Annotated in this window: 22 protein-coding genes; 16 read left to right on the top strand and 6 right to left on the bottom strand. The window is 48.4% G+C overall.

Going from position 1 to position 21027, the window contains the following annotated elements; all coding sequences use genetic code 11:
• Positions 1-65 precede the first annotated feature (65 nt).
• Positions 66-2054: a sigma-54-dependent Fis family transcriptional regulator gene (locus K5Y33_RS13625; RefSeq protein ID WP_222234249.1), complete on the bottom strand. Its 1989-nt coding sequence runs from the start codon at positions 2052-2054 to the stop codon at positions 66-68.
• A 113-nt stretch (positions 2055-2167) separates the two neighbouring features.
• Between K5Y33_RS13625 and K5Y33_RS13620 the strand changes: the two genes are divergently transcribed.
• From K5Y33_RS13620 to iolE, 4 genes are all read left to right on the top strand, one after another.
• Positions 2168-3715 carry a sugar porter family MFS transporter gene (locus K5Y33_RS13620; RefSeq protein WP_370634130.1) on the top strand — a complete coding sequence of 516 codons (1548 nt, stop codon included), beginning with the start codon at positions 2168-2170 and terminating at the stop codon, positions 3713-3715.
• A 26-nt stretch (positions 3716-3741) separates the two neighbouring features.
• Positions 3742-4749, top strand: a complete 1008-nt coding sequence (locus K5Y33_RS13615; RefSeq protein WP_222234247.1) for a Gfo/Idh/MocA family oxidoreductase — start codon at positions 3742-3744, stop codon at positions 4747-4749.
• A 9-nt stretch (positions 4750-4758) separates the two neighbouring features.
• Positions 4759-5538 carry a TIM barrel protein gene (locus K5Y33_RS13610; protein WP_222234246.1) on the top strand — a complete coding sequence of 260 codons (780 nt, stop codon included), beginning with the start codon at positions 4759-4761 and terminating at the stop codon, positions 5536-5538.
• Positions 5539-5629: 91 nt separating this feature from the next.
• Positions 5630-6526: a myo-inosose-2 dehydratase gene (gene iolE / locus K5Y33_RS13605; protein WP_222234245.1), complete on the top strand. Its 897-nt coding sequence runs from the start codon at positions 5630-5632 to the stop codon at positions 6524-6526.
• A 762-nt stretch (positions 6527-7288) separates the two neighbouring features.
• On the opposite strand, the gene K5Y33_RS13600 is transcribed toward iolE, so the two are convergent.
• Positions 7289-7834 carry a cysteine hydrolase family protein gene (locus K5Y33_RS13600; protein WP_222234244.1) on the bottom strand — a complete coding sequence of 182 codons (546 nt, stop codon included), beginning with the start codon at positions 7832-7834 and terminating at the stop codon, positions 7289-7291.
• Positions 7835-8286: 452 nt separating this feature from the next.
• Between K5Y33_RS13600 and K5Y33_RS13595 the strand changes: the two genes are divergently transcribed.
• Positions 8287-8643, top strand: a complete 357-nt coding sequence (locus K5Y33_RS13595; RefSeq protein ID WP_222234243.1) for a DUF4440 domain-containing protein — start codon at positions 8287-8289, stop codon at positions 8641-8643.
• Positions 8644-8748: 105 nt separating this feature from the next.
• On the opposite strand, the gene K5Y33_RS13590 is transcribed toward K5Y33_RS13595, so the two are convergent.
• Positions 8749-8964, bottom strand: a complete 216-nt coding sequence (locus tag K5Y33_RS13590) for a YdgH/BhsA/McbA-like domain containing protein (RefSeq protein ID WP_008102115.1) — start codon at positions 8962-8964, stop codon at positions 8749-8751.
• Between the two features lie 419 nt (positions 8965-9383).
• On the opposite strand from K5Y33_RS13590, the gene K5Y33_RS13585 reads away from it, so the two are divergent.
• The 4 genes from K5Y33_RS13585 to K5Y33_RS13570 all read left to right on the top strand — a co-directional run bounded on the left by K5Y33_RS13585 (position 9384) and on the right by K5Y33_RS13570 (position 13170).
• Positions 9384-10274 carry a LysR family transcriptional regulator gene (locus K5Y33_RS13585; RefSeq protein ID WP_222234242.1) on the top strand — a complete coding sequence of 297 codons (891 nt, stop codon included), beginning with the start codon at positions 9384-9386 and terminating at the stop codon, positions 10272-10274.
• A gap of 192 nt (positions 10275-10466) precedes the next feature.
• Complete coding sequence (locus K5Y33_RS13580) at positions 10467-11525, top strand: alpha/beta hydrolase (RefSeq protein WP_255610315.1); 1059 nt, start codon at positions 10467-10469, stop codon at positions 11523-11525.
• A 12-nt stretch (positions 11526-11537) separates the two neighbouring features.
• On the top strand, positions 11538-12656 hold the full coding sequence (locus K5Y33_RS13575; RefSeq protein ID WP_222234241.1) for an NADH-dependent flavin oxidoreductase: 1119 nt from the start codon (positions 11538-11540) through the stop codon (positions 12654-12656).
• A 277-nt stretch (positions 12657-12933) separates the two neighbouring features.
• Positions 12934-13170 (top strand): hypothetical protein, encoded by a 237-nt coding sequence (locus tag K5Y33_RS13570; protein WP_222234240.1) that lies wholly within the window; start codon positions 12934-12936, stop codon positions 13168-13170.
• Between the two features lie 257 nt (positions 13171-13427).
• Here the strand turns inward: K5Y33_RS13570 and K5Y33_RS13565 are convergent, their stop codons facing one another.
• On the bottom strand, positions 13428-14324 hold the full coding sequence (locus K5Y33_RS13565; RefSeq protein WP_222234239.1) for a LysR family transcriptional regulator: 897 nt from the start codon (positions 14322-14324) through the stop codon (positions 13428-13430).
• Between the two features lie 131 nt (positions 14325-14455).
• On the opposite strand from K5Y33_RS13565, the gene K5Y33_RS13560 reads away from it, so the two are divergent.
• Entirely contained in the window at positions 14456-14941 is a 486-nt protein-coding gene (locus K5Y33_RS13560) for a cupin domain-containing protein (RefSeq protein WP_222234238.1), read from the top strand.
• A gap of 104 nt (positions 14942-15045) precedes the next feature.
• On the opposite strand, the gene K5Y33_RS13555 is transcribed toward K5Y33_RS13560, so the two are convergent.
• Positions 15046-15588, bottom strand: coding sequence for a TetR/AcrR family transcriptional regulator (locus K5Y33_RS13555; protein ID WP_222234237.1), 543 nt, complete (start codon positions 15586-15588; stop codon positions 15046-15048).
• A gap of 133 nt (positions 15589-15721) precedes the next feature.
• Between K5Y33_RS13555 and K5Y33_RS13550 the strand changes: the two genes are divergently transcribed.
• The 6 genes from K5Y33_RS13550 (at position 15722) to K5Y33_RS13525 (ending at position 20393) form a co-directional block, all read left to right on the top strand.
• Positions 15722-16813 carry an alkene reductase gene (locus K5Y33_RS13550; protein WP_222234236.1) on the top strand — a complete coding sequence of 364 codons (1092 nt, stop codon included), beginning with the start codon at positions 15722-15724 and terminating at the stop codon, positions 16811-16813.
• 74 nt (positions 16814-16887) lie between these two features.
• Positions 16888-17670 carry an SDR family oxidoreductase gene (locus K5Y33_RS13545; RefSeq protein WP_192413339.1) on the top strand — a complete coding sequence of 261 codons (783 nt, stop codon included), beginning with the start codon at positions 16888-16890 and terminating at the stop codon, positions 17668-17670.
• Between the two features lie 132 nt (positions 17671-17802).
• The gene (locus K5Y33_RS13540; RefSeq protein WP_222234351.1) at positions 17803-18621 is read left to right on the top strand and encodes an oxidoreductase; all 819 of its coding nucleotides are present in this window, start codon (positions 17803-17805) and stop codon (positions 18619-18621) included.
• Positions 18622-19644 (top strand): NADP-dependent oxidoreductase, encoded by a 1023-nt coding sequence (locus K5Y33_RS13535; RefSeq protein WP_222234235.1) that lies wholly within the window; start codon positions 18622-18624, stop codon positions 19642-19644.
• 227 nt (positions 19645-19871) lie between these two features.
• On the top strand, positions 19872-20096 hold the full coding sequence (locus K5Y33_RS13530; protein WP_222234234.1) for a hypothetical protein: 225 nt from the start codon (positions 19872-19874) through the stop codon (positions 20094-20096).
• A gap of 135 nt (positions 20097-20231) precedes the next feature.
• The gene (locus K5Y33_RS13525; RefSeq protein WP_222234233.1) at positions 20232-20393 is read left to right on the top strand and encodes a hypothetical protein; all 162 of its coding nucleotides are present in this window, start codon (positions 20232-20234) and stop codon (positions 20391-20393) included.
• 156 nt (positions 20394-20549) lie between these two features.
• Here the strand turns inward: K5Y33_RS13525 and K5Y33_RS13520 are convergent, their stop codons facing one another.
• On the bottom strand, positions 20550-20978 hold the full coding sequence (locus K5Y33_RS13520) for a cupin domain-containing protein (protein WP_255610314.1): 429 nt from the start codon (positions 20976-20978) through the stop codon (positions 20550-20552).
• Between the last annotated feature and the right edge of the window lie 49 nt (positions 20979-21027).

Raw genomic sequence — 21027 nt, 5'->3', positions numbered from 1 at the left:
GCCTGTTAAAGTTCAGGAGTAGCGATATGCAGACCTCCTGATGAAAATTGTGTGTTTTGTAGGGGTCAAGCTTCATGGTTTAATCTGCGGTAATCACTGGGTTCAATCCCATATCTCTTCATCTTGTTATACAGTGCACCGCGTGAAAGATTAAGCGCGATGGCGACTTGTCGCATGTTGCCCAGTTTTTCCATCAGGCAAAGTTCGATCAACGTCTTTTCGCCATCCTTAAGATTGAAACTTTTCACTTTCTCACGTGGTAGACCTAAATCAGCATAAGCGGGTAGACGAAGCTCCTCTGGAAGGTCCTTATCTCGGATATCGTCCGTTTCCGTCAGATTTATGGTTCGCTCAACGATATTTTCCAGCTCACGCACATTTCCTGGCCAGTCGTAGCTTTCCATCAACTGCAACGCCGAGCTGGAAAAGAATGCGCGTTCTCGATTGAGTGCGCGACAGATTTTTTCGCAGAACCAGTTAGCCAACTCTTTAACATCTTCTTTTCTCGAACGTAATGGCGGAATCGGCAAGCTGATCACATTCAGGCGAAAGAAGAGATCTCGACGGAAAGAGCCATTTTCAATATCTTTTTTCAAATCGCGGTGGGTTGCAGCTACGATACGTACATTCACTTTCAGCGGTCGTTTACCGCCGATACGCATCACTTCACCCTCCTGCAACACTCTTAACAGACTTGCCTGAGCTTCAAGAGGCATATCACCGATTTCGTCGAGGAATAGTGTTCCTCCATCCGCCAGTTCAAATTTGCCCGCTGCACCACCGCGTCTCGAACCGGTGAAGGCGCCATCTTCGTAGCCAAATAATTCGCTTTGCACCAAATCACGAGGAATCGCGCCACAGTTTACCGCAAGAAACGGACCGGTATTGCGGGTGCTGCCATTATGGATAGACTGAGCAAATAACTCCTTGCCCGTTCCGCTCTCTCCTGTCAGAAGCACGGTGCTGTCACTGCGTCCGGCATTTCGAGCTTTATTACGGGTATCCTGCATTACTTTTGACTGGCCGAGGATCATATCAAAGTTGTAGCTGGCGCTGCTGCCAATAACACGACGCGTGATATCTCGCACACGTCGGTTATCACGCATTGAAATGACGCGACCACCTTCGGGAGTAACGACAACTGAAATCACGCATAAAATACGTGAATCAGGGCTTGGGCAAAGAGCAATATTTCGATCCTTACAGGCTGGCAACTCCCTCAACGAGCAACCTTCAGGAAGTAATACTTCATCAGCATCCCGGAAGCGGACATCCCCCTGTATGCCGAGCACTTCACGGGCATAACGGTTTATCTGCCGAATAATGCCTTGTTCACTGACGACCAGAACACCTTCATTCAGCGATTCCATCACTGATTCCTGCTCATTCACCAGATGTCGCAAAATAAGCTGCTGTGAAATCGCCTCGGCAGCGGCCTGGACGGTTCCAAGCGTGTGATAGTGGAAACAACCGGGGTTTGCAGTCAAAGTCAGAACGCCAAGCATAACGCCGTTCTCGTCCCTGATAGGGGCAGCCGCACAATGTTTGCCACGAATGCGCAGCGCCTCTTTATAGTTCTCTGCGCTGAGCATATAAACCAACTTATTCTCTTTCAGGCACCGGCCAGTGCAGTTGGTGCCTGATATGGCCTCACTGAGAATACTGCCTACTGGCGTTAAATCTTGGCCACAAAAATGCAGTGTTATGCCATTGGCATCGGTCAGATTAATGTGGCCATCAGGATTGTAGGCAAGCAGATTACGCATGATGTCGCGCGCGATGGAGATGAACAGCGCGTTCCGCGCCAGTATTCTTCGTAACTCGCTCTCATCGCAGAACTGATATTCAAAACGATACGCATTAATGCCTTCCGTATGGCTACGTAACCATGATGCGTGAATAGCCGAACGAAGGCCTTTAGGGGTATCGCCCTTTTCGAAGGCTTTCCAGGCCATTCCCAGTTTTTCATTGTACTCGGCAAATCCCTGCTCATGGTTAAGCTTCGCGATAAGCTCCCATTCCTCGTCCCAAGTCATCTCGTGAAAATGGTCCATAGATTTCATTCTTTGCAGCTTTGAATGTGTCCATTCTATAGACATGTTACGAAGACATGTCTTTTTAATAAACACTTTGTGATCGATGTCTTTTTTTATTTCCTTATAAAACAGTGGAGTGTGACTTGGCACACCCGTTGCTAGGTAGTTATGTCTTACCTACAAAGACAAATAACTTAAAAAAACCAACGTGGAGAAGTAATGAAATGTCTACACGAAAGCACAATGTGCCTTACCTCATATTCATCTGTGCCATCGCTTCAGTCAGTGGAATCATTCTCGGCTATGACGCCTCCGTTATTTCTGGCGTTATTGATCCCTTAACCGAACATTTATCGCTCTCACCAGCGGAAAGTGGCTGGGCTGTTTCTAACGTGATTTTGGGATGCGTCATTGGTGCCTGGGGGGTCGGTCGCTTGACTGACCGCATCGGGCGCAAATCGACACTGATCATTACCGCAATTTTGTTCGCGATCTCGGCTATTGGCGCGGCATTGGCCAATGACCTGACGTGGTTTGTTGTTTACCGTTTGATAGGTGGATTGGCTGTAGGCATGGCTTCAGCGGTCACGCCTCTCTATATCGCTGAAGTATCGCCGAAAGATTTGCGTGGCCGCATGCTGGGTATGCAGCAAATGCTGATGGTAAGCGGTCAGTTGGTTGTTTATGTGGTCAACTATCTGATTGCTAAGGGAGCAGCTCACGAATGGATCGTTTCTATGGGCTGGCGCTGGATGCTGGCATCGGCATTGGTTCCCTGCGTGCTGTTCCTGATAATGGCTTGCTTTATGCCGGAATCACCACGTTGGTATGCGATGCACAACAAGAAAGAAAAAGCACTCAAGGTGCTCACCTCTCTTTCAAACGCAGCACATGCTGAACGCCTTTATAGCGCGATTCGTGGTTCTATCGCTGCAGATTCTGCCTCAAACGATGGTCAACCGCAGCGCGGCATCCTGAAAGACAAAAAAGCCTCTTACATTCTTTGGATCGGTTGTGCGATTGCCGTCCTTCAGCAAGTTTCGGGCATCAACATCCTGATGTACTTCGCACCATCGTTATTACAGAACGTCACCGGTAATACCCAAGATTCGCTATTCCAGAGCATATTCCTTGGATTGGCGCTGCTTGCCGGTGTAAGCATTGCGCTGGTTGCATTTGACCGGGTAGGCCGTATTCCCCTGCTGCGCTGGGGAGCATTGGGGGGTGCGGCCTTTCTGTTCTTCACTTCCTGGGCATTCATGAATGAAGCAAAAGGCTACTTACCGGTTGTGGGATTAGTCGGTTTTATTTTTGTTTTTGGCCTGTCATGGAGTCTTGGTGCATGGCTGCTGATCTCCGAAATTTTCCCGAACCGTATGCGAGCTGTCGCCATGGGCTACGCGTTCTGTTCCCTATGGGTTTCAAACTTCATCGTGACGCAGAGCTTCCCAATGATGAACCGAAGCCCAGTGCTGATGGAACACTTCAATGGCGCTTTCCCGCTGCTGTTATGTGGAGGATTCAGTGTCATCGCGTTTTGGTTTGTTGGCCGCTTCCTGCCGGAAACTAAAGGCGTCTCGCTGGAGCATATCGAACCATTGATGCTTTCAAAATCCCGTCGTTTTGGTCATGAGCAACCGCTCATCACACCAGAATCTGTATCACAAAGTAAGCCGTAAATACCCTACATACTGAGGAGAGTTACATGTCTGTTAAAAATATTGTGCGCGTTGGTCTGATTGGCGCAGGTCGTATGGGCAGTTTCCACGGTGAAACGGTTGCCCAACGTATTCCAGGTGCAACATTAGTCGCAGTTGCAGATCCTGTTCCGGGTGCCGCTGACAAGCTGGCCGCTAAGCTGGGCGCGCAAAAATCTTATACCGACCCACAGGCAATGCTGAATGATCCAGAAATCGACGCAGTGGTCATTGCATCACCAGCTCGTACTCACGCTGAGCTGGTTATAGCCGCAGCTAAAGCAGGTAAAGGTGTATTCTGTGAAAAGCCAATGGCTGTCACGCTGGAAGAGGCTGATAAAGCCATCAACGCGGCTAAAGAAGCCGGTGTAGCTCTGCAAGTTGGCTTTAACCGTCGTTTCGTGAGCGGTTTCGCTGCAGCCTATGAAGAGATCAAAGCAGGTAAGATTGGCGTGCCTCAACTGCTTCGTTCAATCACGCGTGACCCAGGTCTGGGTGATCCAACGCCAATCCCACACTGGACAATTTTCCTGGAAACATTAATCCACGACTTTGACATCCTTCTGCATCTGAACCCAGGCGCGAAACCGACTCAGATTTATGCCGTTGCCGATGCGTTAGTGCGTCCTGATTTTAAAGATCGCGGTTTACTGGACACCGCCGTAGTGAACATTCGTTTTGATAATGGCGCGATCGCCACTGCTGAAGCTAATTTCCAGGCCGTTTATGGATATGACGTTCGTGGTGAAGTGTTCGGCAGCAAAGGCATGTTGCAGGCTGGCAACATCAATGTGAACAACTGTGTGCGTTACACCACCGAGGGCATCTCTATTGATACTGCTCGTCGTGATACCGATCTGCTGCGTGACGCTTATGTGGCTGAGTTGACCGACTTCGTTCGTTGTGTTGCTACTGGTGAAATCCCGAAAGCAACTGGCGAAGATGCGCGCAACGCACTGGAAATCGCACTGGCATGCATTGCTTCTGTTCAACAGTCTCAGCCAATCAATCTTTAAGGATTTTAGATGTCTAACTACTCATTGTCCGTCTGCGCAGAAATGGTGTTTCTCGACCTGCCATTTCTTGAGCGCGTAGAACGTATTCACGCTATGGGCTTCGGTGTTGAAATCTGGGACTGGACCAAGAAAGACATTGATGCGCTGGTTAAAATCGGTGCTCGTATCACTTCAATGACCGGATATATCTCTGGCAATCTTACCGACAGTGGTGAGATTGCTAAGCTGCTTTCCAGCGCTAATGAGTCAATCGAAGTTGCACGTCGCCTTGGCTGTCCTTCTCTCAACTTGCACGGTACTGGTCTGAACAATGTTGGCCTGCCAGTGAAACCTGTTGAAATTGTTACTGGTGAAATGTGGCTGAAAGCGAAGAGCACTCTGGATGCACTCGCTACGTTGGGAGAGAAGGCAGGCAAGGTTTTCACACTAGAGAACCTTAATACTGCTGTTGATCATCCGGGTACGCCTTTTGCAAAAGCGGAAGACACTCTGGCGTTGGTTGCCGCCGTAAACAGCCCATACCTGAAAATGAACCTGGATATTTATCACGCTCAGATTGGCGAAGGTAATTTGGTAGAACTAATCAAGAGAAGTGAGAAGCATATCGGTGAAATTCAGGTTGCTGACGTTCCGGGCCGTAAAGAACCGGGAACAGGTGAAATCAACTATAAAGCCATTGCTCGTGCCCTAAAGGGTATCAATTATTACGGCGTAGTAGCACTGGAAGGTTGGGCATCAGGTGATTCGGTGGTGGCGTTAGAATCCTTCCGCGAAGCGTTCACTTTGTAATACTGAAATTTCCTCAGAGTCTCTGAGAACCTACTTAGCATCGTTTCTCAGGTCATCGGAAGCGATGCTTTTTATTTTGAAGGATAGAATTATGAGCGTATCAAAGCGTATTCGTGTTGGCGTTAGCCCACTGTCCTGGACAAATGACGTGTTGGAAGATCTTGGCGGTGATATCCCGCTGGAAACCTGTCTTGAAGAAGCCGCGGCAGCGGGTTATGAAGGGATTGAGTTAGGTCGTAAATTCCCCAGAACAGTTAATAAACTTCAGCCAATACTTTCCAACGCAAAACTCAAGTTAGCCTCTGGCTGGTTTAACGGATTCCTTATCGAACGTAGTTTCGAAGAAGAGCTTGAAGCTGTTCACGATCATGCATTGCTTCTGAAGTCACTTGGTGCAAAAGTTATGGTTTATGGAGAATGTGGGGCAATGCCCGGAAGTGCACCTCTGGATGAGCCATTATCCCTGTCTCCAGCCTTAGCGAATATTAGCCTTGAGCAGTACGCACAGAAAGTGAATAACCTGGCTTTCTCACTGTTGAAAATTTATGGCCTGCGCCTCGCTTACCATCATCACCTGATGATGGTGGTTGAAACTAACGATGAGCTGAAAGCATTCCTTGAAGCAACTGATGATTTAGTAGGTATCGTGCTTGATTGTGGCCACGCAACCGCGGCAGGCGTGGATATCGGCTGGGTACTTGAAAACTACGGCAATCGTGTTGCACACATTCATATGAAGGATGTGAGAGGCGATGTTTTAAACAATGTGATCAACAATAACCTCAGTTTTAATGATGCAGTCAGAAACGGTTTATTCGCAGTTCCTGGAGACGGCATTGTTAATTACGCTCCAGTAATTAATTACCTTAAAGATTCAACCTATGATGGTTGGATAATTATTGAAGCAGAACAAGACCCCGAAAAAGCACCGCCTTTAGAAACTGTCAAGAAAGCGCGCTCTTGGGTTAAAGATGAGATTGGAATTTGAGTCTCCAATAAAAAGTAACCATTGAGTTACTATGTAGGATCGCCTGGCGCTCATTGAGCGCCTTTTTTTAAATTCAATCTTTAAAGCTAATTGACAATCCAATACGTCTTCACTCTTCTTTTTTTAATATCCAGAGCTATCTGAAGCCTCGCGACCTTATCAGCTATGACAATCATTGCAAAGTACTTATCTGCGTTATTAGTAGCGTTGTCCGCCTGCTATTCCCAGAACTTGATATCCAATAATATTACATCTATTCTGCAATCAAGTTCTGCATCGTAGCATTCATTTGAATACATAGTAAAATGGATTTAAGGACCAGGTAGAAATTATACATTAATCATAATCGATAGGAATTAAAACCAACAATCAGAGTGATACTTTTAGCAGGGTGATCAATAACAATTGAAATTAATTAAAAATATGGAAAGTGAGATGACTGATTATCTCTTGACTGAATTTCTTGATTTGTAGTCTGATAGGGGTGGGTTGATTAAGAATAATGTTTTTACATAAAACCTCATCTAACATCTTATTGTTTTAAAGTTCCACAGTAAAAAATTGATGTATTTAATAAGATAAATTTAAGCCAGACTAGGATTTACAGCCAAAACAACCTGATTTATGTTGGTTAATATATTGACAGGTTAGCAACGTCCGCATTTCGCTCATAGCGGACCTTGTCTAAGACGCACTTCTGCTTTGTGCCAGAAGTGGACTTTAAGCACCTTAGCCGCCCTGAGGGCGGCTCTCAGTCTCAACTCATTTCTCAGAGTGAAAGGCCCAGTCAGCTGCTGTCACGAGCGACACAAACGGGCCAGTTAGTATGACGTTGTGGTGGCTGATGATTTCATTTGCGGAAAGGTAATTGTTATCCATTGTCGTGTGCGCATCTGAAATCAGCACGGTCCTGAATCCCAGTTCCGGTGCTGCGCGGCAGGTAGTGTCCACACAGAATTCTGTTTTCATCCCGGCGATAACCAGTTCCTTAACACCTCGCTGGCTGAGCTGATGCTGCAGGTTCGTATCCCGGAAACAGTTGGGGTACTTTTTGATAAACACGACATCGTGCTCAGCGTTCACATTCATTTCGGGTATCAGTTGTGTCGACGGACTTTGCTCAGAGAAGTGAGAATCATCAGGTCCGGTGTGGCGGGCAAAAAACACGGGCACCTTAGCCTGCCTCGCTTTTTCAATCAGCAAGCAGATGTTAGACAGAACCGAGTCGGCAAAATACGGTGAGGCGGGACCACGGAAAAGTCCCTGCTGCATATCGATAACTAAAAGCGCATTTTCAGATGAAATCATGATGTATCTCCATTCAGTAAGTCATGAACGGAGAAATTTTCTTCCCCGTCCGGTCTGGCGGGGAGTCAGAGTCTGTTTTGTCAGGAGCCAGTCACAGATACGCCCACGCCGCCGAAAGTTCCGGTGGTGGTAACGGTTGTCGCTGGATGAACTGACTTAATCATTTTCTGACTTTCTCTTATGGGTTGGGTATCAGGAACAGTAAACAAAACGAATCCAAAAAAACTGCTCTTTTCTTTTAGCACTGAGATTTACCGGATCAACAAATATGTTTCCTGAATATTGCCGAGCTTTGTTGGCACCCCCTGACCCGCAAAGGAAAGCAATTTGGCTTCCGCTTCTCGCTCAAAACTGCCTCTAAGTTCCAACCACACTGAGAGCCTACAGCGGTTCAGTGACGCACTTTTATGTTAGAACAGAGCATCCGGTAGGATCACTTGAGGACAAGCAAAATGCTTCTGGAAACGCTCAGGTTGCTGGAATGCAGCCTTCACGATGACAGGCGAAACGACCGGGAGTGGCTTGAGCGGCTTCTCCACCCTGAATTCCTGGAAATCACACGTTCAGGCGTGATGGTTGACCGTTCAGAGACGATCACGTCGCTATTAAACGAGAAAACTGCATCGCCTATTATCAGCAGTAATTTCCGACTCACCGAAATGGGTGAAGGCTGCGCCATGCTTCACTACCGGACGACTTATGCTGACGGCACTCGTCCTGCATTGCGTTCTTCCTGCTGGCTGTATTCGGATAAAGGACACTGGACTCTGGTTTTTCACCAGGGAACGCCAGCTGAAGGCACTTCTTAGGTTCGCTGCTGAGATGTTCTGTTCAATTTGCCTGTATAACGGTTCAGATACAAAAAAGGCCGCCCGTAGGCGACCTCTTCTGGCACTTCCTTTTGCGACCATCCGTTATTTGTACAGCTCAGCGGTCATGTGAACGACATTGCCGTTGCTGGCCTCAATGATTTTGTACTGCGCGCCCTGCTGCTGGGCCTGCGCGGCGATTTTGGCCTCAGCACCGTCCATAGTCAGGGACGTTGCGGTAACGCTCTGCGCGAAGCTGGCTGCTGACATCAGTGAAAGAGCGGCAACGGCGGCGATAGACATAGCTTTAATTGTTTTCATGGTCTTTATCCTTGGTTTGTATAGTTGAAAGCGTATTTGCTTTCGATGGGATAATAATAACCATAGTTACTATTAACTGATTAACAATAAGTGCTGGTATTGTGATCTCGCTAACTATTGCGACAATAGGTTTACTCGATGATTGGTTCGGCGCTGGGTGATTGTGTTTAAAGTGGGGAACATCCCTTTAGCTATCATTTGACGTCCGCTTTTCGCTCATAGCAGACCTTGCCACGCGCGCATGTCCGCTCTGTGCCAGAAGCGGAAGTTGGTAAGCTTTGGTTCTATTGAGCATTAGTGAGTGCTAATGGATACTTGTCGTGGATGAGGAACGTTGGATCGTTACCAATAGACAAACCTCCACGCCAGGAATTATTTTATGAGTAAGAAATATTAATCCAAAAGAACTTGGTCAATAGATGCGCCGAAAAAATGTGAACGATTATCAAGCTTTTATCGCAGTTGCCCGTGAAAAAAGTTTCACAAAAGCGGCCGCTCAGTTAGGTGTCTCGCAGTCGGCACTGAGCTACACGGTAAGGACTCTTGAAGCAGATCTTGGCCTTCGTCTTCTTACCCGTACCACGCGTAGCGTTTCTGTGACAGAAGCTGGTGAGCGGCTACTTTCTCGTATAGGTCCACATTTTGACGAAATTGAAAGTGAGATCTCGGCCCTCAGCGGGTTGAGAGAAAAACCAGCCGGAACTGTGCGTATTACTGCCGTTGAACATGCAGCCGATACAATTCTTTGGCCTAAACTCGCTCCGGTTATACTTGAGTATCCCGATATCAACATTGAAATTATCAGCGAGTACGGACTCAAAGATATTGTCGCTGAGCGTTATGATGCTGGCGTTCGATTGGGCGAACAGGTCGATAAGGATATGGTTTCCCTGCCCCTTGCCAGAGACTTCCGTTTTGCAGTGGTCGGAGCGCCCTCTTATTTCATGGGGAAGACCTATCCGGGAACGCCTGGTGATTTAAACGATCATAGCTGTATCAGATTACGCCTGCCCACTCATGGCGGATTCTATATCTGGGAGTTTCGCAATGATAAGAGGGAAATTAAGGTCCGTATTGATGGACGAGCGACTTTCAGCACAATAAATATGATGAGGCAGGCAGCTCTTGATGGACTGGGACTTGCTTATCTGCCGCTAGATACCGTGGAGAATTATCTTGAAAACGGGATGTTAGTCCAGGTGCTTACAGACTGGTGTCCGCCGCGCCCCCCCTATCATCTTTACTACCCCAGCCGTCTACAACATTCTCCGGCATTTTCACTCGTGCTCGAAGCACTCCGTGCCCCATAACCTTTGAGCGCTGTTTGTCCTGCTCCACATCGAACTTAGTTACTTATAATCCTATTAATAAAACCTCCTTCTAAGCCCATGCGAAATTAAGCATCTAATTTCTCAATACTTAAGAGATTAAGATGACTGCTGAAACAACCCCTGTTCGTTAAGCGGCTAGGGCCGCCATCGTGTATATGAAGGAGTCTTGCAATGAATATAAAAACAGGTGGGCTAAGTCGCCGTAATTTTATACTGACGAGTTCAGTGGCCTCAGCAGGATTACTGATGGCGGGTCATGCTTCAGCCATGCTCCCACCTACACCTAATACATCTGGCACCACTACACGCGTAGATGGCATCACGGTCACCGGCGTCCTGTTCCGGAACAATGAGATAATGATGTCCGGAAATGTCTACGTCCCCCCGGATTTCAGCGAAAACCGTCAATATGCTGGTGTCGTCGTTATCCACCCTGGTGGTGGTGTTAAGGAACAGACAGCTGGACTTTATGCACTCAAACTAGCTAAAGAAGGATTTGTCACCCTGGCGTTTGATGCCTCCCATCAGGGGGCCAGTGGTGGATTACCGCGTTTTGTTGATGATCCCATGAAGCGAGTCGTCGATTTCTATAGCGCAGTCGATTACCTGACTACTCTCCCTTATGTCGATAATAATCGAATCGGCGCTTTAGGCGTTTGTGCAGGCAGTGGTATTACGGTTAAAGCGTCAATGACGGAACGCAGAATCAAAGCGCTGGCAACGGTCAGTGCCGTAGATGTTGGAGCGGCGACCCGTAAAGGCTGGGAGGGAACAACATCAGAATCTGAACTCATTCCAACTCTGGATGCGGTTGCTAAACAGCGCACAGTCGAAGCAGCAGGCGGCGCACCAGTTTATGTCAACTATGTGCCCAAATTGGGTGATACCAGTGCCCCAAAAGATCTTCAGGAAGCGGCGGATTACTATCTAACCGAACGTGGAAAATATCCGACTTCTACCAATCAAATGCTGATGACAAGTATCAGTACGTTGGCTTCTTTCACCGGTTTTGAAGGGGCGGATGTCTATTTAACACAACCACTTCTGATTGTAGCCGGTAGTAAGGCAGGATCGCTTTGGCATAGCCAGGAATTACATAACACTGCGGCCTCTGTTCAAAAAACGCTGCATATCATTCCGGGTGCCACACATATGGACCTCTATGATGGTCAGGGTGCAACGGTTGCAGCGAGTAAACTGGCTCCTTTCTTCAAGAAAAATCTCGCATAGGTATGACTATCCATGAAACAAACTCCACTACTTGAAAGATTTCCACTTGGTAAAAGTGTGACGCTGCGCAACCGTATTGTGATGGCCCCGATGACGACCTGGGCTGGTAATGATGACGGCACAGTATCTCATGAGGAAGAAGCATATTATCGTCGACGCGTTCAGGACATCGGTTTGGTCATTACTGGCTGTACACATGTTCAGCAAAACGGCATTGGGTTTACGGGAGAGTTTGCTGCGTATGACGACAAATTTATTCCCGGTTTGAAGCGCCTGGCTATTGCTGCAAAAAGCGGTGGAGCACCGGCAATCTTACAAATATTCCATGCAGGTGTGAAAACCAGCCCTGAACTGGTTACGGATATTGTTGCTGCAAGCGCTATTCCCGGTGACGCCGGTCCTTTCGCGCCGTCCGTTACCCCTCGTGAACTGACATGCACTGAAATCGAAACTGTTATTCAGGATTTCGGGGAAGCAACTCGCCGTGCAATAGAAGCAGGATTTGATGGTGTTGAGTTACATGGTGCTCATGGCTTTCTACTTCAGAACTTTTTCTCACCTCATTCCAACCATAGAGAAGATCAATGGGGCGGCTCTCTCAAAAATCGTATGCATTTCCCACTCAGCGTCATCGAGAGTGTGCGTAAAACGATTGCTGAGCATGCAACTAATCCCTTCCTGATGGGATACCGCATTTCACTGGATGAGCATTACGATGATGGGTTGCGTATTGATGAGTCGCTTCAGCTAGTTGACCACCTTATAGATGAGGGTATTGATTATCTTCATGTATCACTCGGTAATGCACTTGAAGCCAGACCAGTTGATGCACCGAACGGCCCCAAAGTCATTGAAATTGTGCGCGATCACCTTGCAGAACGTATACCTCTGATTGTTGCCGGGCAGTTGCGAACACCAGAGCTAGCCGAAGATGCTATTAAAGCAGGGGTATCTTTGACGGCAGTAGGCCAGGGTATGGTCATGAACCCAGACTGGGTTAAATTCGTAGATGGTAAAGCTGAAGGAAAAATTGCTCTCAGTATTGCTGCATCAGACGTAGAGCAACTTGCTATACCCCAGAAACTGTGGCGTGTAATTGAGGAAACCACTGGCTGGTTTAACATCCGTTAAAGACGCCCGAAAAGTAAAATGACACTTAGAATCAACTTGCCATTGATTTCATCTCAGAACCTGGAAAGTTCTTACATGGCCGGATTTCGGAATTAACTGGGTACGGCCATGTAAATTTTACCTTATTCCTTTAAGTCTTCTCCAAACTAAAGGGACATTATGTAAGGCATAACATCCGCTTTTCGCTCTTTGCGGACCTATAAAAGGTATCTTTAGGGAAATGTTTTGTTACGCTCGAACAGAGGCGTCATTAACAGGAAAATGGGAAATTATATTTATGGCTAACATCCAATACAACCTAACCTGTGGAAGCGATGTCATCCGTGATGGTATGTACCTCGAACTTTCTGAGGCTGGAACATCCCCGCTCCGGCAAATTGCTGAAGTCTTCTATTCCGACGTAACTCATGAATTCTCTTTTTCTTGCTACGAAGGATGCATCCCTTTGGAAGAGATTAAAAAGCTCATTCACGAAGCTAAAAAATTGCTTCCGTCAGCAAAGCAGAAACCATAATGGGCCTGAAGTCTGCTTTTTGCGAATAGCGGACATTGGTTAAAAAATTTTTATTCAATTAATCAGATGTGAATGGGGGTAAATCGATAATTATTACTCCAGAACAACACTTTCGATTGAATCTTACTGAGCTGAACCAATCCTGAGCGGCGCTTCTGTTAATGAAAAAGTGTGAGGGCGGTTAAATACGTCCCCTTCCACTGCCAGGATTGACGGGCATGCGGCATGGTCCTGAACTCACCCAAACGATGGGCACATTACCCCTCGCGATATCGTAACGCTGCAATGACCTCTGCAAGTGCCGGCGGCATCTGACGCCGGCTGGCATAGTACAGATGATATCCGGGGAAATACGGCCACCACTCCTCAAGTACCGGAGTAAGTTTTCCCGATTCAATGTAAGACTGAGCCAGATCCAGCGGAATATAGGCAAATCCCAGCCCGTCCAGAGCGGCCTGTAGCATCAGATAGGTATTGTTAAATACGGTTTGTCCCTGCACGCGTACCGTTAACGACTTACCTTCTTTCTCAAAATCCCATGCATATAGCCCGCCGTGCGTGGGTAGCCTGAGGTTGATGCACTTATGAGTAGTTAACTCACCGGGTCTGGCAGGGATGCTTTTATTGCACAGGTAATCGGGTGAACACACCACCGCCATATAAAAGTCAGGACCAATCCGGACGGCAATCATATCTTTATCAACGATGCTGCCCACTCTGACCCCGGCATCGAATTGCTGTGCCACAATATCGGTCAGCGCATAGTCAACGCTTAGTTCAATCTGAATATCCGGATAGTGTTTTAGCAAAGCCTGTAGCCTCGGCCAGAGCACCGATACGATCGCGTGATCGTGAGCGGTAATGCGCACAATGCCTGCAGGTTTGTCGCTCAAAGAACGCAGTGAAGCTAGCTCATTATCCAGTTCAGTTAACATCGGTTGTAAGGTCTTATACAGCCGCAGCCCGGCTTCTGTGAGTGAAACACTCCGCGTGGTGCGCATCAGCAGCCTTACACCCAGGCGTGCTTCAAGCGCCGTAATCGCATGGCTTAATCCGGACCGAGACATACCCAGCATTGCAGCTGCACGAGTAAAGTTTTTTTCCCGCGCCACCGACTCAAATGCGCGCAGATCATTCAGGTTTTCAGGTGTCATTGTTGCATGCCATGCACATACCTATTCATATTTGTCTATCTTATCAACCAATGGCGTGAAGATTACACTGAATAATGTTACGGATGCTAAATCAGCATTAATTCTTACCTGCACCAGTAAACGGAGCCCGTATGAAGAGACTTGCTGTTATTGCTGTATCCCTTGCACTTTCTGTTTCATTTGCTCATTCAGAGGAGAATTCCCCCATGATTACCGTAATACAAAGCGGCGCTAAGCCATCCGTTAAAGGTCCGTCGGAGTATTTTACCGGAACAGTACGTATTGATGCGCCTTTCCAGGGAACGGAACCTGCGCGTGTAGGTGGTGCGACCGTTACCTTTGAACCCTCGTCACGCACGGCCTGGCATACGCATCCGCTCGGTCAGACGCTGATTGTGACCGCCGGTCTGGGACTGGTGCAGGAATGGGACGGCCCGGTGCGCGAAATTCGACCTGGAGATACGGTCTGGATCCCTGCTGGCATAAAGCACTGGCATGGGGCGGCCGCCGAAACCGCAATGTCACACATAGCCATCGCTGAGGCGAAGGACGGCAAAGTTGTCGACTGGATGGAAAAGGTCACTGACGAACAGTACGCGTCCGCCAAAAAATCATAAGACCATGGGCCTGCACAACGTCCGCTCTGTGCCAGAAGCGGACGTTGGTGATTTATTTATATGCACTGCTGAAAAAAAGTCCCCTAAGCCCAACACATTCAATCCTAAGTGGCTTCATGATTAACAAGACGCGCACGGCAGACATCCAGAATTTCATCAGCCAGAGCGGAATTATCTGGGCAGGCACGAGACAACACCAGTGCACCCACAAGATGGGCGATGGTATCTATCAGGTCAGCGCGCGTGCCATTTTCAGCTCCTAAAACGGCGAGTTGGCGTTCAAGTCCGGCGGCAAATGTCGCCTTGATTGATTCAGACTGACGGGATGTATCGGTGCCCAGTGCTGACATCACGCACCCTTTTCCCATATCATCGCGATGTTGTCGGGAGAGGTAGTATTCAATAAATTTTTCCCGGTCCACACCTGCCGTGCTTTCTGCAGAACGCGTAAATCCGCGGCTCATCGCTTCCGCCATCAGGTCTGCCTTTGAACCAAAGTGCTTGTAAAACCCGCCATGGGTTAAGCCTGCCGCTGACATCAGTTCCGCCACGCCCACGCCATCGTAACCGCGTTCGCGAAAGAGTTCTGAGGCCGTTTCAACAATGCGTGTCCGGTTTTCCCGAACCTGCTCTTTCGACACTTTCATGCTTTCCTGCCCCTCTTAAAAATTGAGTTTAAGTATACATTGATGATGACCGTAATCAAACGTGTTGACTTTATAGATTATGATCATCATCATTATATTGACACCTCAACCCACCATTAACGGGCGAATAAGCATGACGAATCAGACATTATTTCAACCCTATGAACTTGGCTCACTAACACTGGCCAACCACATCGTGATGGCGCCGCTGACACGTAACCGGGCCGGAGCGGGGCTGGTACCGGGCGAACTGGCGGCGACCTACTACGCCCAGCGTGCCACAGCAGGATTGCTGATCACTGAAGCCACGCAGATCTCCGCACAGGCGCAGGGCTATCAGGATACGCCGGGGATATACACGCAGGCTCAGATCGATGGCTGGCGTAAAGTGACTGACGCGGTGCATGCCAAAGGTGGCCGCATATTTGTACAGTTATGGCACGTAGGACGAATTTCTCATGTCGATTTACAGCCGGATGGTGCTGCACCGGTCGCGCCGTCAGCCATTCGCGCCGAGACAAAAACCTTTGTGAACAATGGCTTTGCTGATGTTTCTGAGCCACGTGCGCTGGAGTTGCAGGAAATACCGGGGATTATTGACGATTTCAGGACGGCATCGGCCAATGCCATTGCCGCCGGCTTTGACGGCGTAGAGATTCACGGCGCGAATGGTTATCTACTGGAACAGTTCCTCAAAGATGGCGCAAATCAGCGTACTGATGAATACGGCGGCTCTGTCGAGAATCGTGCGCGCCTGCTGCTGGAAGTCACGGCGGCTGTAAAAGATGAGATTGGTGCTGACCGCACCGGCGTACGTATTTCACCGGTTTCTCCTGCTAATGCGATTTCGTGCAGTGATCCGCAGCAGCAATATGATTACGTCGCTGACCAACTCAGCGCATTAGGCATCGTGTACCTCCATGTAGTTGAAGGTGCGACGGGCGGCCCGCGTGATGTATCCCCGTTCAATTACGACTCCCTGCGCCAGCGTTTTAAAAACACCTACATTGGCAACAATGGCTATGACCTGGAACTGGCGTCCGCTCAGCTTGCGCAGGGTAAAGCCGATCTGTTCGCGTTTGGTCGCCCGTTCATCTCCAACCCCGATCTGGTCGAAAGGCTGAAGACGGGCGCACCTCTGGCCTCAATCAATCCTGAAACTCTTTATGGCGGTGGCGCAGCGGGATATACCGATTACCCGTCGCTGACTGAGACCAGTAAGTAAAGCACCGGTGTGACGGTTCTTCATACATCGCACATGGCGAATTCTGTTTACACTTTAATAAAGAAGATCAAATTATGACTAAAGCTTCAGTTCTCATTACAGGCGCATCCACGGGTATTGGTGCGGTTTACGCTGAACGGTTCGCCCGCCGGGGCCACGACCTGGTTTTGGTTGCGCGCGACAAAACGAAGTTAGAAATACTGGCCGATCGTCTGCGACAGGAAAATGGCATTTCTGTAGATGTTTTGCCTGCTGACCTTACGCAAACGAGCGATTTAGCTGTGGTCGAAGCTCGCCTGCGTGAAGACGCGCAGATTGGCATTCTTATCAATAACGCGGGTATTGCACAGTCCGGCAGTTTTACAGAGCAGACACCTGATTCAATAGAAAGCCTTATCGCGCTTAATGTTACTGCGCTGACGAGACTTGCCAGTGCCGTGGCACCACGCTTTGTGCAAGCGGGCGAAGGATCGATCGTCAACATCAGTTCCATCGTCGGCCTCGCCCCAGAATTTGCCATGACGGTTTACGGCGCCACCAAAGCCTTCGTGCTTTTCCTGTCTCAGGGAATGAATGTCGAGCTGTCATCTAAAGGCATTTATATCCAGGCGGTGCTCCCTGCCGGCACTTACACGGAAATCTGGGACCGTGCGGGTATCGACATCACTAACTCGGCAAAATTCATGGAAGTGGGCGAATTAGTGGATGCCGCACTGGTAGGTTTTGACCGCCGTGAACGGGTCACCATTCCGCCTTTACATAGTGCTGCCCGCTGGGACACCCTGGATGCTTCGCGTCAGGCTCTGCTTTCAGACATCAAACAAGATGAATCCGCAGAACGATATAAATCACTGTAATCAATGAGGTGTCCTGTGCAGAACGGTCTTCCGGCTGTTCTGCACAGCGGTAAATCCGACATAAATCAATTACAGCCTGTCGTCTCATCAGCGATGAGAAACCTGAAACATCTCATGAAGGCCTTATTCAGCATGGCAAAAAAACGTGTTGCACTGGTTACCGGCGCGTCCTCGGGTATCGGCGAAGCGTCTGGTCATAAACTTTTAGCCGCAGGATTTACGGTATATGGTACGAGCCGGCGTGGCGCTCAGGCGGGAAAGCATCCATTTCCTTTACTGGCGCTGGATGTGACGGACGACGCTTCTGTCGAGGCCGCCATTGAGGAGCTGTTGCGTCTGGAGGGGCGAATCGATGTTCTGGTTAATAATGCGGGCTTTGGGGTTGCTCCTGCGGCGGCGGAAGAGAGTTCTGTCGAACAGGCCAAACACATTTTCGACACCAACTTTTTGGGCATCGTCAGGTTGAGCCGCGCAGTGATCCCTCATATGCGCCGTCAGGGCAGCGGGCGCATCATCAATATCGGTTCGATACTCGGCATCGTTCCGTTGCCGTATGTGGCACTTTATGCTGCCAGTAAGCATGCGGTTGAAGGGTATACCGGAGCACTGGATCATGAACTGCGCACACAGGGCATCAGAGTGTCTGTCATCGAACCTGCCTACATGAAAACACAGTTTGAAGCCAATAATATCGAGGCGGATGCAAAGCTTCAGGAGTATGACCAGATCCGGGCTAAGCTGACGAAAGTGGTGAGCAAGGCAATGGCTGAGGCGGAAAGTCCGGAGGTGGTGGCTGACGTGGTGGTTAAAGCTGCTCAGACTTTACGCCCGAAGGTGCGCTACACGGCGGGAAGGCTGGCAGGTCAAATGAATTTTATTCTCAGATTCGCCCCTGCATCATTCCTGGATAATGTGGTGCGCAAAAGTCTTCAGCTTGATGCGAAAAAATAAATGAAGAATAAGACGATGAAAGCACTTACGTTTAAACGCTATGGTAAATCCCCTGAGCTGGCATTCGATAACATCGATTGCCCTTCCCCCGATGATAATGAAATTCTGGTAAAAGTTTTCGCTGTGGGTCTGAACCCGATTGATAACATGATCCCAACCGGAATATTCAAACCGGTTTTGCATTTTAAACTCCCCGCTACTTTGGGAAGCGACTTAGCCGGGGTTGTCATCGCCGTGGGGAGTCGAGTGATGCGGTTCAAGCCAGGTGACGAAATTTTCGCCAGCACTTTCGACACGGGAATAGGTTCTCTTGCGGAGTTTGCAGTGGTGCCAGAGAGCGCTGCAGCCATAAAACCCAAGAACCTGGATTTCGTACAGGCGGCTTCGCTCCCGATGGTGAGCCTCACATGCTGGCAGGCGCTGACAGAGCGAGCCGGGTTGCAGCCTGGTCAGAAGGTCTTCATCCCGGCAGGTTCCGGGGGGATTGGCAGTTTTGCCATCCAACTGGCGAAGCACCTTGGCGCACAGGTGGCCACGACAACCAGCACAGACAACGCCGGGTGGGTGAGTCATCTGGGCGCAGACGAAGTGATTGATTATAAAAAGCAGGAATTTGAAAACGAGCTGAGCGGCTACGATGTGGTTCTCGGCACTATCAGAGGCGATTCAATTGAAAAATCCACCCAAATTCTCAAGCCGGGTGGAAAAATTGTTTCTCTCATCGGTCCATTAGATGCTGCGTTCGCCCGGTCGCGGAGACTAAATGTCCTGCTGCGTTTAGTTTTCGGGCTGATGAGCCGCAAGATCATACGTCTTACAAAAAATCGAGGCCTCACTTATTCATTTCTTTTTGTCCGTCCTGATGGCGATCAGCTCGCCCAAATCGGCAAACTCATTGAGGCGGAACAAATCAGGCCGGTGATCGACAAGGTATTCCCTTTTATAGAAGCAAAGGAAGCTCTTGCCTATTTGGGTCAGGGACACGCGAAGGGCAAAGTAGTCGTTAAGATGCAGGAGTCATAACAAATGAAATTTGAATCTGTTTAAAGAATATCGAAAGAAAAACGCCACTAATTTGACGATATATCAAGGCCATGTTGTCAGCTAAATTGATGGCCGTGAATGTCCGCTATTCGCTCATAGCGAGCCTGACGCGCGCGTCCGTTTCCTGCCATAAGCGGATGCGACGGCTCTGAATGAGAAATTAATAGTTGAAGGTATAAGATCTCTGGCTGACGGTGATTTTAAAAATGAGCGAAAAGATCATCGGCTTAGTATCTCGTACACGAATGTCATTACCGCCCATAAAACGCTCTTTGTTGAATTATTCATTAATGCGTATTAATAAAGATGATTTATACATTGCCGAATTTATTGAAAAGGCCAAAACCGAGCTTAAATTCAGCAAAGAGATCATCGCCCTTACCTTCAAAGGAGAACCGGTTGAAAAATTAGGAAAGAGCTTATCAAAGTAGTGAAGGTGCATTATATCAGCGCTAGTTAGCATAATGCTGCTCGTATTAAAAAAGCGATTTAAGCCACCTTTGATATTTATCTGCGAAACGCCAATTGATGCTATCGAATTAGCTACGTTAAAACGTTAACATCTGGTGCATCGTGGCGGAAAGAATAAAGACGGAAATGCCGTCGCGGTGACAGATCATGATTTGGATGAGTTAATTGATAATGCCATGGCTATAGGTGAGAAAACTTACCTCAGTCTGGAAAATGCGATTAATGGTGAATCGGTTGAAACAAATACTGATTTCTAAACCGGCTTTAGCTGACTTATTGCTTTTGAATGAAATCACACTAACTGAACTCTGCATCAGAAGACCATGCCACGCATGACAGGTACGGCTTTGATATGTGGCCTGCCCGACCTCTGTCGCCAGAACACTCACGGCAGAACATCGGGCAATTGCGCGCTATCCCTGCCCGTTACGTAGCATAAAATCAGACGCAGAGCCGTCCTCAGGGTTCACAAAAATGATATCATCAGGTTCCCGACGGGGACTGTCGATGGACAGGAAAACGACAGGCTCTTCAATGAGCGTTGGCAGCGCATGAACCACGTTACGCTCAAAAAATAACAGGTGACCCGGAGCAAACTTGGCCTCGGTGCTTTCATCTTCCATCCAGAACGTCCCTCTGCCGGATACAACATATAAATACTCATCACACTGCTGATGGAAATGCGGGGGAACACCTTTGTAGGCTCGGAAGACCCTACAACTGGCTTCAGGCCTGTCCGTCAGATATTCATCCGCCAGCATGCTTTCAGAGGTCTCAGGGAGTTTCTTGGCTATTTCAGCAGGAATGAATCGCTCGGATTTCTTTTGGCTTTTAGTTCCCATATTTAATCCCTTTTAAAGTTAACGAAATTTCAGATGCGTACTTTATGAG

Origin of the sequence: Pantoea sp. DY-17, from assembly GCF_019795975.1 — a bacterium.
In the GTDB taxonomy this organism is placed as follows: Bacteria; Pseudomonadota; Gammaproteobacteria; order Enterobacterales; family Enterobacteriaceae; genus Pantoea; species Pantoea leporis.
This window is presented reverse-complemented; position numbering and strand designations above follow the sequence as displayed.

What these genes read in the sequence shown, in the direction of transcription:
- K5Y33_RS13625 (WP_222234249.1), bottom strand. Translation starts at nt 2,054, where the DNA reads ATGGACCATTTTCACGAGATGACTTGGGACGAGGAATGGGAGCTTATC.
- K5Y33_RS13615 (WP_222234247.1), top strand. Translation starts at nt 3,742, where the DNA reads ATGTCTGTTAAAAATATTGTGCGCGTTGGTCTGATTGGCGCAGGTCGT.
- K5Y33_RS13610 (WP_222234246.1), top strand. Translation starts at nt 4,759, where the DNA reads ATGTCTAACTACTCATTGTCCGTCTGCGCAGAAATGGTGTTTCTCGAC.
- iolE (WP_222234245.1), top strand. Translation starts at nt 5,630, where the DNA reads ATGAGCGTATCAAAGCGTATTCGTGTTGGCGTTAGCCCACTGTCCTGG.
- K5Y33_RS13600 (WP_222234244.1), bottom strand. Translation starts at nt 7,834, where the DNA reads ATGATTTCATCTGAAAATGCGCTTTTAGTTATCGATATGCAGCAGGGA.
- K5Y33_RS13595 (WP_222234243.1), top strand. Translation starts at nt 8,287, where the DNA reads ATGCTTCTGGAAACGCTCAGGTTGCTGGAATGCAGCCTTCACGATGAC.
- K5Y33_RS13590 (WP_008102115.1), bottom strand. Translation starts at nt 8,964, where the DNA reads ATGAAAACAATTAAAGCTATGTCTATCGCCGCCGTTGCCGCTCTTTCA.
- K5Y33_RS13585 (WP_222234242.1), top strand. Translation starts at nt 9,384, where the DNA reads ATGCGCCGAAAAAATGTGAACGATTATCAAGCTTTTATCGCAGTTGCC.
- K5Y33_RS13580 (WP_255610315.1), top strand. Translation starts at nt 10,467, where the DNA reads ATGAATATAAAAACAGGTGGGCTAAGTCGCCGTAATTTTATACTGACG.
- K5Y33_RS13575 (WP_222234241.1), top strand. Translation starts at nt 11,538, where the DNA reads ATGAAACAAACTCCACTACTTGAAAGATTTCCACTTGGTAAAAGTGTG.
- K5Y33_RS13570 (WP_222234240.1), top strand. Translation starts at nt 12,934, where the DNA reads ATGGCTAACATCCAATACAACCTAACCTGTGGAAGCGATGTCATCCGT.
- K5Y33_RS13565 (WP_222234239.1), bottom strand. Translation starts at nt 14,324, where the DNA reads ATGACACCTGAAAACCTGAATGATCTGCGCGCATTTGAGTCGGTGGCG.
- K5Y33_RS13560 (WP_222234238.1), top strand. Translation starts at nt 14,456, where the DNA reads ATGAAGAGACTTGCTGTTATTGCTGTATCCCTTGCACTTTCTGTTTCA.
- K5Y33_RS13555 (WP_222234237.1), bottom strand. Translation starts at nt 15,588, where the DNA reads ATGAAAGTGTCGAAAGAGCAGGTTCGGGAAAACCGGACACGCATTGTT.
- K5Y33_RS13550 (WP_222234236.1), top strand. Translation starts at nt 15,722, where the DNA reads ATGACGAATCAGACATTATTTCAACCCTATGAACTTGGCTCACTAACA.
- K5Y33_RS13545 (WP_192413339.1), top strand. Translation starts at nt 16,888, where the DNA reads ATGACTAAAGCTTCAGTTCTCATTACAGGCGCATCCACGGGTATTGGT.
- K5Y33_RS13540 (WP_222234351.1), top strand. Translation starts at nt 17,803, where the DNA reads ATGGCAAAAAAACGTGTTGCACTGGTTACCGGCGCGTCCTCGGGTATC.
- K5Y33_RS13535 (WP_222234235.1), top strand. Translation starts at nt 18,622, where the DNA reads ATGAAGAATAAGACGATGAAAGCACTTACGTTTAAACGCTATGGTAAA.
- K5Y33_RS13530 (WP_222234234.1), top strand. Translation starts at nt 19,872, where the DNA reads ATGAGCGAAAAGATCATCGGCTTAGTATCTCGTACACGAATGTCATTA.
- K5Y33_RS13520 (WP_255610314.1), bottom strand. Translation starts at nt 20,978, where the DNA reads ATGGGAACTAAAAGCCAAAAGAAATCCGAGCGATTCATTCCTGCTGAA.